The organism is Hydrogenophaga sp. (genome assembly GCF_041633695.1).
In the GTDB taxonomy this organism is placed as follows: Bacteria; Pseudomonadota; Gammaproteobacteria; order Burkholderiales; family Burkholderiaceae_C; genus Hydrogenophaga.
This window is the reverse complement of record NZ_JBFJMY010000108.1, coordinates 1-11,355: the sequence shown is the minus strand read 5'-3', so window position 1 is coordinate 11,355 and position 11,355 is coordinate 1. Positions and strand designations below refer to the sequence as shown.

12 protein-coding genes are annotated in these 11,355 nt (G+C 63.0%); all 12 read left to right on the top strand.

The window, feature by feature from the left end:
• Nucleotides 1-664 (top strand): RIP metalloprotease RseP (gene rseP / locus ABYB95_RS08940; RefSeq protein WP_372658113.1); only part of this gene is annotated, 664 nt, incomplete at its 5' end.
• Nucleotides 665-677: 13 nt separating this feature from the next.
• Complete coding sequence (gene bamA, locus ABYB95_RS08935; protein ID WP_372658112.1) at nucleotides 678-2,975, top strand: outer membrane protein assembly factor BamA; 2,298 nt, start codon at nucleotides 678-680, stop codon at nucleotides 2,973-2,975.
• Entirely contained in the window at nucleotides 2,975-3,493 is a 519-nt protein-coding gene (locus ABYB95_RS08930) for an OmpH family outer membrane protein (protein WP_372658111.1), read from the top strand. Before bamA ends, ABYB95_RS08930 begins: the two co-directional genes overlap by 1 nt.
• 13 nt (nucleotides 3,494-3,506) lie before the next feature.
• Nucleotides 3,507-4,553, top strand: coding sequence for a UDP-3-O-(3-hydroxymyristoyl)glucosamine N-acyltransferase (gene lpxD / locus ABYB95_RS08925; protein WP_372658110.1), 1,047 nt, complete (start codon nucleotides 3,507-3,509; stop codon nucleotides 4,551-4,553).
• A 2-nt stretch (nucleotides 4,554-4,555) separates the two neighbouring features.
• Nucleotides 4,556-4,996, top strand: coding sequence for a 3-hydroxyacyl-ACP dehydratase FabZ (gene fabZ / locus ABYB95_RS08920; RefSeq protein ID WP_372658109.1), 441 nt, complete (start codon nucleotides 4,556-4,558; stop codon nucleotides 4,994-4,996).
• 17 nt (nucleotides 4,997-5,013) lie between these two features.
• On the top strand, nucleotides 5,014-5,808 hold the full coding sequence (lpxA, locus tag ABYB95_RS08915) for an acyl-ACP--UDP-N-acetylglucosamine O-acyltransferase (RefSeq protein WP_372658108.1): 795 nt from the start codon (nucleotides 5,014-5,016) through the stop codon (nucleotides 5,806-5,808).
• A gap of 6 nt (nucleotides 5,809-5,814) precedes the next feature.
• Nucleotides 5,815-6,960: a lipid-A-disaccharide synthase gene (lpxB, locus tag ABYB95_RS08910; protein WP_372658107.1), complete on the top strand. Its 1,146-nt coding sequence runs from the start codon at nucleotides 5,815-5,817 to the stop codon at nucleotides 6,958-6,960.
• Nucleotides 6,932-7,630 carry a ribonuclease HII gene (rnhB, locus tag ABYB95_RS08905; protein WP_372658106.1) on the top strand — a complete coding sequence of 233 codons (699 nt, stop codon included), beginning with the start codon at nucleotides 6,932-6,934 and terminating at the stop codon, nucleotides 7,628-7,630. The genes lpxB and rnhB overlap by 29 nt, the downstream gene beginning before the upstream one ends.
• Entirely contained in the window at nucleotides 7,627-8,394 is a 768-nt protein-coding gene (locus ABYB95_RS08900) for a TrmH family RNA methyltransferase (protein ID WP_372658105.1), read from the top strand. Before rnhB ends, ABYB95_RS08900 begins: the two co-directional genes overlap by 4 nt.
• Nucleotides 8,395-8,622: 228 nt before the next feature.
• Nucleotides 8,623-9,816: a glutamine-hydrolyzing carbamoyl-phosphate synthase small subunit gene (carA, locus tag ABYB95_RS08895; protein ID WP_372658104.1), complete on the top strand. Its 1,194-nt coding sequence runs from the start codon at nucleotides 8,623-8,625 to the stop codon at nucleotides 9,814-9,816.
• Nucleotides 9,813-10,175: a hypothetical protein gene (locus ABYB95_RS08890; protein ID WP_372658103.1), complete on the top strand. Its 363-nt coding sequence runs from the start codon at nucleotides 9,813-9,815 to the stop codon at nucleotides 10,173-10,175. The genes carA and ABYB95_RS08890 overlap by 4 nt, the downstream gene beginning before the upstream one ends.
• A 28-nt stretch (nucleotides 10,176-10,203) precedes the next feature.
• Nucleotides 10,204-11,355: carbamoyl-phosphate synthase large subunit (gene carB, locus ABYB95_RS08885; RefSeq protein WP_372658102.1), on the top strand; the 1,152-nt coding region annotated here is incomplete at its 3' end.

Here is an 11,355-nt window from a genome sequence, read left to right as displayed (position 1 = left end):
TGCCGCCGCCGCCGCCCGTTTGCAGGCCGGCGACCAGGTGCGTCGCATCGACGGCCATGCGGTGGTGGATGGGCAGGCGCTGCGTTCCATGATCCGCGCCGGTGTTGGTCCTGCTGGTCAGGTCGTGTCGCAGAGCTGGGACATCGAGCGCGGGGGCCGGGTCATGACCCTGGAGGTGGTGCCCGCTGCGGAACGCATGGGCGAGGGCTGGATCGGCCGCATCGGCGCCTACATCGGCGCGCCGCCTGCCATGGTGCTGGTGCGGCATGGGCCGCTGGACGGGCTGAGCCTGGGGCTGGTGCGGACTTGGGAGGTTTCGTGGATCACGCTCAAGATGATGGGCAAGATGCTGATCGGGGAAGCGTCGGTGCGCAATTTGAGCGGCCCGCTCACCATTGCCGACTACGCGGGCAAGTCGGCCAGCTTGGGGCTCACCTCTTACATGCTGTTTCTGGCGCTCATCAGCGTCAGCCTGGGGGTGCTCAACCTGCTGCCGCTGCCAGTCTTGGACGGTGGGCACCTGATGTATTATCTTTGGGAAGGTCTGACTGGTCGCAGCGTGTCTGACGTCTGGATGCAGCGCCTGCAGCGCGGGGGTGTCGTGGTTTTGATGGCACTGATGTCCGTGGCCTTGTTCAATGATGTTGCCCGTTTGCTGGGTTGAACGCTTCCTTCTCATGAAAAAAAATTCCTTTGGTCTGCGTGGCCTGACCCTGTCTGCGGTCGCCGCCGCCTTGCTGACCGCCTTGCCCGCTTGGGCGGTTGAGCCCTTCACTTTGCGCGATATCCGGGTCGAAGGCCTGCAGCGGGTGGAGCCGGGCACGGTGTTCGCCTCCCTGCCGTTTCGCATCGGCGATCTCTACAACGACGACAAAGGTTCGACCGCGATTCGCTCGTTGTTCGGCCTGGGCCTCTTCACCGACGTGCGCTTGCAGATCAACGGCAGCGTGCTGGTGGTCATTGTCGAAGAGCGTCCGACGGTTGCCGATGTGAGCTTTTCCGGCATCAAGGAATTTGACGCCGATGTGCTCAAACGTTCGTTGCGCGACGTGGGCTTGACCGAAGGCCGCCCGTTCGACAAGGCGCTGGCCGACCGGGCCGAGCAAGAGCTCAAGCGGCAATACATTGCCCGCAGCATGTACGCGGCCAATGTGGTGACCACGGTGACACCTGGCGAGCGCAACCGCGTCAACCTCAACTTCAGTGTCAACGAAGGCGCTGTCGCCAAAATCAAGGACATCCGCATCGTGGGCAACCAGGCGGTGTCCGAATCGACGCTGCGCGACTTGTTCGATCTGGACACGGGTGGCTGGCTGAGCTGGTACACCAAGTCCGACCAGTACTCGCGGCCCAAACTCAACGCCGACCAGGAGGCGCTGCGCTCGTACTACCTGAGCCGTGGCTATCTGGAATTCCGCATCGATTCGACGCAGGTCGCGATATCGCCGGACAAAAACGAAATCACCGTCACCATCAACATCACGGAGGGCAAGCGCTACGTGGTGTCTTCTGTGGAGCTGGAGGGTGAGTACCTGGGTAAAGAGGAAGAGTTCAAATCCTTGGTGGCGCTTCGGGTAGGTGAAGCCTATAACGCCGAAGACATGAGCAAGACCGTGAAGGCCTTCACCGATTATTTCGGCGCCTTCGGTTATGCCTTTGCACAGGTCGACGCGGTGCCCGCGATCGATCGGGTCAACAACCGGGTGGCGTATGTGATCCGCGCGCAGCCCGCTCGCCGCGTCTATGTCCGCCGCATCAACGTCGAGGGCAACAACCGCACCCGAGACGAAGTCATTCGCCGCGAGTTCCGGCAGTTCGAGTCGGCCTGGTACGACAGCGACCGCATCAAGCTCTCGCGCGACCGGGTTGATCGTTTGGGATTTTTCACCCAGGTCGGCATCGACACCCAGGCCGTGCCGGGTGCACCCGACCAGGTGGACCTGAGCGTTTCGGTGACGGAAAAGCCGACCGGCAACCTGTCCTTCGGTGCCGGCTACTCCCAGGCCGACCAGCTGTCTTTTCTGGTGGGGATCAAGCAGGAAAACGTGTTCGGTACCGGGAATTACCTGGGATTTGATATCAACACCAGTAAGTACAACCGCCAAGTGGTGTTGAGCACCACCGACCCGTACTACACCACCGACGGTATTTCGCGCAGCTTTGACGCCTATTACAAGACGACCCGGCCCTATACCGAACAAGGCGGCGACTACCGTTTGGTCACGCCGGGCGTCGGTGTGCGTTTCGGCGTGCCGTTCACCGAGACCGATACGGTGTATTTCGGCGTGGGCGCTGAACAAACGCGCATCGAACCCGGTACCAACATCCCGGCCGCCTATCTGAAATACGCCAACGAATTCGGCTTCACCAGCACCTCGGTGCCGTTGACGCTGGGTTGGGCACGCGACAGCCGCGACAGCGCGCTGGTTCCCAACGAGGGGCAGTTGCAGCGCGTGAACGCCGAACTGGGCATTGCGGGCGATACCCGCTACGTCAAAGCCAACTACCAGATCCAGCAGTACATTCCCCTGAACAAGAAGTTCACGCTGGCCTTCAACGGTGAAGTGGGCTGGGGCAAGGGGTTGGGTGGCAAGCCGTTCCCGATCTTCAAGAACTTCTATGGCGGTGGCTTGGGGTCTGTCAGGGGCTTCGAGCAAGGCACCCTGGGTCCGCGCGACATCACCAGCGCCTTCATTGGGGGCGCGAAAAAGCTGGGTTTCAATGCCGAATTCATCGCGCCATTCCCGGGGGCTGGCAACGACCGCAGCCTGCGGCTGTTTGGTTTCGTGGATGTGGGCAATGTCTATGGCGAACAGAGCAAAATCGACTTCTCCGAGATGCGGGCTTCGGTGGGCGTGGGTCTCAGCTGGATCTCACCCATTGGCCCTTTGCGGATCGCCTACGCCAACCCTGTGCGCAAGTTTGCAGGCGATAGAATCCAGAAATTCCAGTTTCAGATCGGAACCTCGTTTTAATGAAGAACTTTCCTCGCTTTTATCTTCGCCACTTTGCCGTGGCCGCCACCGTGGGCCTGCTGGCCGTGACGGCGTTTGCGCAGGACTTTCGCATCGGGTTCGTGAACACCGAACGCGTTTTCCGCGAAGCCAATATGGCCAAAGCCGCGCAGACCAAACTGGAGCAAGAATTTTCGCGCCGCGAAAAAGAAGTGCAAGGCCTTGGCACACAGTTGAAGTCCGCGTCGGAGAAATTCGAACGTGAGGCGCCCACGCTACCCGAAAGCCAGCGGGTGTCCCGCCAGCGCCAGCTGGTGGAGCAAGACCGCGAGTTTCAACGCAAACAGCGCGAGTTCCAGGAAGACCTGAATCTGCGCAAGAACGAAGAGCTGCAGCAGGTGCTGGAGCGTGCGAACCGCGTGATCAAACAGGTGGCCGAGGCCGAAAAGTACGACCTCGTGATCCAGGAGGCGGTGTACATCAACCCCAAGCACGACATCACCGACAAGGTGTTGAGCACCTTGAACAACGCAAAGTAGGCGGGAATCCGGAGTGTCCAGAACGCTGGGTGCGATTGCCAAAGCCCTCGGCGGTTCTCTGGTCGGACCGGCCGATGCGCTGATCGAGCGTCTCGCGCCGCTGGCGACCGCCGGTCCCAATGACTTGGCGTTTGTGGCCCAGGCCCGATACGCCAGCCAGATCGGCTCCACCCAAGCCGGCTGTCTGATCGTGCCGCCAGCCTTGCTGGAAGCCGCCCGCGTGCGCGGGGCCTGTTTGGTCACCGACGATCCTTATCTCTATTTCGCGCACCTGACCCAATGGTGGCGGCGCGAGCACGAGGCGGCGGTCGAACCCGGCATCCATGCGTTGGCGAGCGTGCACCCCAGTGCACAGATCGGCGAAGGGGCGCACATTGGCGCTTTCGCCGTGATTGGCCCCGAGGTGCGGATCGGCGAGCGGTGCCACATCGGCTCGCATGTGAGCCTGGAGGCGGGCGCGCAGATCGGAGCCGACACCCACCTGCATGCCCGGGTCACGGTGCAACGCGGTTGCACCCTGGGCGCCCGGTGCGTGCTGCATTCCGGGGTGGTGATCGGTGCCGACGGATTCGGCTTTGCCAACGACCAGGGTCGCTGGGTCAAGATCGAACAGTTGGGCTCGGTGCGCATCGGCGACGATGTGGAGATTGGCGCCAACACCTGTATCGACCGTGGCGCCTTGGACGATACCGTGATCGCCAACGGCGTCAAACTCGACAACCTGATCCAGATCGGGCACAACGTGCAGGTGGGCGAAAACACCGCCATGGCAGGCTGCGTGGGTGTGGCGGGCAGTGCCGTGATCGGCGCGAACTGCACCATCGGCGGCGGTGCCGTGGTGCTGGGCCATCTGAGCTTGGCCGACGGCGTGCATATTTCTGCCGCCTCGGTGGTGACGCGTTCCATCCGTGCGCCCGGACATTACACCGGCATGTTCCCCATCGACGACAATGCGGCTTGGGAAAAGAACGCCGCCTCACTGAAACAGCTCAACCGGCTGCGCGAACGCCTGAAGGCCGTTGAGCGCGCCATCGAGCAAGCCATGAAGAAATCACCCTAGCCATGATGGACATCCACGAAATTCTGAACAAGCTGCCGCACCGCTACCCCTTTCTGTTGGTGGATCGGGTGCTGGAGCTGGAAAAAGGCAAGAGCATCAAGGCGCTGAAGAACGTCACCATCAACGAGCCCTTTTTTGGCGGCCATTTTCCGCACCGCCCGGTGATGCCCGGCGTGCTGATGCTGGAAGCCATGGCACAGGCTGCGGCCTTGCTGGCGTTTGACACCGTGGGTGTGACGCCGGACGACAAGACGGTGTATTACTTCGCCGGTATCGACGGGGCGCGCTTCAAGCGGCCTGTGGAACCGGGTGATCAGTTGATCATGGACGTCACGCTGGAACGCATGAAGTCGGGCATCTTCAAGTTCAAAGGCATTACCAGGGTCGGTGCCGACACCGTGTGTGAGGCCGAATTGATGTGCACCATGCGCACCATCGCTTGAAACCGGTGGAGCGATCATTGGTCCATATCCACCCCACCGCGTTGGTTGACCCCGCCGCCGAGCTCGACAGCTCGGTCAAAGTGGGGCCCTATACCGTGATTGGCCCCCATGTGCGCGTGGGGGCGGACACCACCATCGGCCCACACTGCGTGATTGAAGGCCACACCACCATTGGCGCCGAGAACCGGATTTTCCAGTTCAGCTCGCTCGGTGCGGTGCCGCAAGACAAAAAGTACGCCGGCGAGCCTTGTGAGTTGGTGATTGGCGACCGCAATACGATCCGCGAGTTCTGCACCTTCAACATCGGCTCGCCAACTGGGCGGGCGGTGACCCGTGTCGGCGACGACAACTGGATCATGGCCTATGTGCATCTGGCACACGACTGCCAGGTGGGCAACCACACCATCTTTGCCAACAATTCGCAGTTGGCGGGTCATGTCGAGGTGGGTGACTGGGTGATTCTGGGCGGCTTTACCGTGGTGCACCAGTTTGTGCGCATTGGTGCGCATGCGATGACGGCCATGTGTGCGCTGCTGTTCGCCGACCTGCCACCGTTCGTGATGTGCCAAGGACAGCCGGCGCAGGCGCGCTCCATGAACTTCGAGGGCTTGCGCCGCCGGGGCTTCAGCGCCGCGCGGGTGTCGGCGGTGAAGGCCATGCACAAGGCCTTGTACCGCAGCGATCTGACGCTGGACGCGGCGATGCAGCAGATCCAGGCGATCAGCGCCGACGTGCCGGATGCACAACCCGACGTGGCTTTGATGTTGGATTTCCTGCGGCAGGTGCAGCCTCAGCGCGGTATTGTTCGATAGCCCGATATGAGTGGCTCCAAGCGCTTGGCCATGGTGGCGGGCGAAGCGTCTGGCGATTTGCTGGCTGGTTTGCTGCTGGGTGGATTGCGCCAGCGCTGGCCCGATCTGCAAACGCAAGGCATTGGTGGCGCGCGCATGCGCGAGCATGGTTTTGACGCCTGGTGGTCCAGCGACAAGCTGGCGGTGCGCGGCTACATCGAGGTGCTGCGCCACTACCGCGAAATCGTGGGGATTCGAAAACAACTGCGTGAGCGCCTGTTGCAGTCGCCGCGTCCAGACCTGTTCATTGGCGTGGACGCACCGGATTTCAATCTGGAGCTGGAAGCCGACTTGAAGGCGCAGGGCGTGCCCACCGTGCATTTTGTCTGCCCCTCGATCTGGGCTTGGCGGCCCGAGCGGGTGGATCAGATCCGTCGCAGCGTGGACCACGTCTTGTGCCTGTTCCCGTTTGAACCCGAGCTGCTGGCGCGCCACGGCATTGCCGCGACCTACGTGGGCCACCCCTTGGCCGAAGTGATCCCCATGGAGCCCGACCGGCAGGCTGCGCGCCGGGCGTTGGGCTTGTCGGACGAAGACACGGTGGTGGCCCTGCTGCCTGGCAGTCGCGCATCGGAACTGGCCTACCTGGGGCCTTTGTTCATGCAAGCAGCACAACGCATGCAAACCGAACGACCGGGTCTGCGCTTCGTCTTGCCCGCCGTGCCTGCCTTGCGTGCGCGTATCGATGCGCTGGTGGCTGCAAGCGGCTGTGCGCCCAAGGTGCTGGTGCTGGACGGGCAGTCGCACCAGGCGCTGGCCGCTTGCGACGCGACCCTGATCGCCAGCGGTACGGCAACCCTGGAGGCGGCCTTGTTCAAGCGCCCCATGGTCATCGCCTACAACATGAACTGGATATCCTGGCAGATCATGCGGCGCAAACAGCTGCAACCCTGGGTCGGTTTGCCCAATATCCTGTGCCAGGACTTCGTGGTGCCGGAGTTGCTGCAACAGGCCGCCAGCCCCGAAGCCCTGGCCCGGTCGGTGCTCGATTGGCTGGACTCGCCTGAGAGAATGGCGACCGTGCAGCAAAGATTCACGACTCTTCACCAGACACTGCGCCGCCCAACCGCCATGCTGGCCACCGATGCGATCGAAAAAATTCTTGAGCGCTGAGCAAGCGACCCTGGTGTGGGACACGCCCGGCCTGATCGCTGGCGTGGACGAGGCCGGTCGCGGCCCGTTGGCCGGGCCGGTGGTGGCGGCCGCCGTGATCCTGGACGACCGCGCACCGATCAAAGGTCTGGCCGACTCCAAGCAACTGAGCGCCGCGCGCCGGGAGCGCTTGTACGACGAAATCCGGGCCAAGGCGCTGTGCTGCAGCGTGGCGCAGGCCACGGTAGAGGAGATCGACCAGCTCAACATCCTGCAGGCCACGATGCTGGCCATGCGCCGCGCGGTCATGGGTTTGCGGCTCAAACCCACCAAAGTGCTGGTCGATGGCAACCGCTTGCCGGTGCTGGACGTGCGGGCCGAGGCCATTGTGTCGGGTGACGCGCTGGTGCCCGCGATCTCGGCGGCTTCGATTCTGGCCAAGGTCACGCGCGACCGCCTGCTCGACGAACTGCATGCCCTGCATCCCGAATACGGGTTTGACCGCCACAAGGGCTATGGCACGGCCATGCATTTGCAAGCCTTGCAAACCCATGGCGCGCTGGCCGAGCACCGCCGCAGTTTTGCGCCGGTGGCGCGGGTGCTGGCGGCGGCCAGCGCCGATGCTGCGGCTCAGCATGCGGGTGCCTGCGTCGACTCGGGAGCGCTGCGCAAGCCGGTGGTGGTCAGATGAGCGCACCGCAGTCCATCACTTCGCGCGACAACCCCTTGTTGAAGCGGTTGCGCCTGTTGGCGCAGGACAGCACGGCTTACCGCAAGGCCGGGCAGGTCTGGCTGGAAGGCGATCATTTGTGCCGCGCCTTGCTGGCCACTGGCCGCAAGCCCGCCACCACGGTCTTCACCGCATCGGGCTGGGCGAGTGCGCCGCCCGAGTTGCGCGGCGCGTCAGAGCACCAGGTATTGATTCCCGACGCGCTCATGGCGGGCATCAGCGCGCTGGAGTCGCCTGCGGGTGTGGGATTCGTCTGGGATCTGCCCGTGCAAGCCGTGTTGCAAGACGGTTTGCCGAGCGTGGTGTTGGATCGGCTGCAGGATGTGGGCAATGTGGGGTCCATTTTGCGCAGCGCCGCCGCCATGGGCTACCGGCAGGTGTTGGCGCTCAAAGGCACGGCGGCCCTGTGGGCACCCAAGGTGGTGCGTGCGGGCATGGGGGCGCACTTTGGCCTGCATCTGGTCGAAGGTTTGACGCCGGACGATCTGGCCGCATGGAGCGTGCCGCTGATCGTGACCAGCTCGCACCAGGGCGACTGGCTGCACCAGGCCCGGCTGCCCTGGCCGTGTGCCTGGGTGCTGGGCCATGAAGGGCAGGGCGTGTCCGAGGCCTTGCAGGCGCGCGCCAGCGTGTCGGTGCGCATTGCCCAGCCAGGCGGCGAAGAGTCGCTCAACGTGGCGGCGGCGGCGGCGATCTGCCTGCATGCCGGGGCGCCCAAACCCTGAACACAGCGGCGCAGGCCGCCACGGCGCTGCGTGTGGGCCGTCACGCGCGCAAACCAGGCCGTTTGCCTCTGAGATCAGCGGCAAACGGCTTATAATTTGCAGGTTTACCCGCAAATTATTGCGTGCCCGCAGCCAGGCTTTTTGCCATCCCACTCCCGTTGTCTTAGCAGGCCCCCGGCGCTTGAGATCAGAGGCGGGATCGCGGCACGCCCACAACTGGAGAATCCTGTGTTACCCGTCCATCCCAAAGCCATCCTCGCGCTGGCAGACGGCACCATCCTGACAGGCATTTCCATCGGAGCAACCGGTCAAACGACCGGCGAGGTTGTGTTCAACACCTCGCTGACCGGTTACCAGGAGATCCTCACCGATCCGAGCTATTGCCAGCAAATCGTCACGCTGACCTATCCGCACATCGGCAACACCGGTGTGAACCAGGAAGATGTGGAATCGTCCCGCATCCAGGCCGCCGGTTTGATCATCAAGGACTTGCCGTTGCTGGCGTCCAACTTCCGCAGCGAACAATCGCTGGCGCAATACCTGCAGGCCGCAGGCACGGTGGCCATATCCGACCTCGACACGCGCGCGCTCACGCGCCGCCTGCGCACCCACGGGGCGCAAAACGGCTGCATTCTGGCGCTGGCCGCTGGTGAGGCCATCACCGACGAGCACCGGGCACGCGCCATTGCTGCGGCCCAGGCCGCGCCCAACATGGCGGGTCAGGACTTGGCACGGGTGGTGTCGGTGGACAGCCCCTACGAGTGGACGCAGACCGAATGGCAACTGGGCTTTGGTTACGGCGAGCAGATCGCGCCCAAATTCCACGTGGTGGCCTACGACTTCGGTGTCAAGAAGAACATCTTGCGCATGCTCGGCGCGCGCGGTTGCAAGGTCACGGTGGTGCCGGCCCAGACGCCGGCCGCCGACGTGTTCAAGCTCAAGCCCAACGGTGTGTTCCTCTCCAACGGGCCGGGCGACCCGCAGCCTTGCGACTACGCCATCCAATCGGCCCGCGAGATCATCGACAGCGGTGTGCCGACCTTTGGCATCTGCCTGGGACACCAGATCATGGCCTTGGCCAGCGGTGCCAAGACCTTCAAGATGAAGTTCGGCCACCACGGCGCCAACCATCCGGTGAAAGAGCTGGATTCGGGTCGGGTGTCCATCACCAGCCAGAACCACGGCTTTGCGGTCGACGAAAAAACACTGCCCCCAAACCTGCGGGCCACCCACGTCAGCTTGTTCGACGGCACCTTGCAAGGCCTGGCCCGCACCGACAAGCCCGCGTTCTGCTTCCAGGGCCATCCCGAGGCATCACCCGGCCCGCACGACATCGGTTATTTGTTCAACCGTTTCATCGAGCTGATGCAGACCGGTTCAGAGCCGGTACCTGCGCGCGTCCCCGCAGGGCAGACCGCATGAAATTGTTCAGCTTTCCGGTTTTTGCGGTCGAAAAGGCCATCGCCAAACGCATGCTGAGCCTGCCTTCTCCGCACAAGGAGTGGTTTGCCCAGCGCTGGGCGCAAAAGCCTTACCGGAAAGCGTTTCTGGAGAACAAGGCCATGCCTTTGGTGACCCTGCTCGCCAAAGGAAAAAGCTGGGACGATGCGACGTTCAGCGAAGAGCTGGCTGCCTGGAGCGCGTCGTTTTACGACGCCGAGATCGAGGTGCTGCGACCCCTGGTCGAAGGCGACGGCCTGCTGCAACTGATGCAGAAGAGCGTGCCGCCCGAGCGCGTGCAAGCGCTGCTCGACAAACTGGAAAACCAGCGACAGGCCTGAGCGCCTGCGCCAACTGCGTGCGATAGAAATGCCCAAAAGAACCGATATCCAAACCGTCCTCATCATTGGCGCCGGCCCCATCATCATCGGCCAGGCCTGTGAGTTCGATTACTCCGGCGTGCAAGCCTGCAAGGCCTTGCGCGAAGAGGGCTACCGCGTGGTGCTGATCAACAGCAACCCCGCCACCATCATGACCGACCCGGCCACGGCCGACGTCACCTACATCGAGCCCATCACCTGGCAGACGGTGGAAAAAATCATCGCCAAGGAGCGCCCGCTGTGTGCAGGCGGCTTCGCGATCCTGCCGACCATGGGCGGACAGACCGCGCTGAACTGTGCGCTCGATCTGTGGCACCACGGCGTGCTGGAAAAACACAAGGTCGAGCTGATCGGCGCCACGCCCGAAGCGATCGACAAGGCCGAAGACCGTCTAAAGTTCAAAGACGCCATGACCAAGATCGGTCTGGGCTCTGCGCGCTCGGGCATCGCCCACAGCATGGAAGAGGCATGGAGTGTGCAAAAGACGCTGGGCTTCCCTTGTGTCATTCGCCCCAGCTTCACCCTGGGTGGCACCGGCGGCGGCATCGCCTACAACCCGGAAGAGTTCGAGACCATTTGCAAGCGCGGCCTGGAAGCTTCGCCCACCAACGAGTTGCTGATCGAAGAATCGCTGCTCGGCTGGAAAGAGTACGAGATGGAAGTGGTGCGCGACAAGGCGGACAACTGCATCATCGTCTGCTCGATCGAAAACCTGGACCCCATGGGTGTGCACACCGGCGACTCGATCACCGTGGCGCCGGCCCAGACGCTGACCGACAAGGAATACCAGATCTTGCGCAACGCTTCGCTGGCCGTCTTGCGCGAAATCGGCGTGGACACCGGTGGCTCCAATGTGCAGTTCTCCATCAACCCCAAAGACGGGCGCATGGTGGTGATCGAGATGAATCCGCGCGTGTCGCGCTCGTCGGCATTGGCCTCCAAAGCCACTGGTTTCCCGATCGCCAAGGTCGCGGCCAAACTGGCCGTGGGTTACACGTTGGACGAACTGCGCAACGAAATCACGGGCGGCGCCACACCGGCATCGTTCGAGCCTTCGATCGACTACGTGGTCACCAAGATCCCGCGTTTTGCGTTCGAAAAATTTCCCACCGCCGACAGCCGCCTGACCACGCAGATGAAG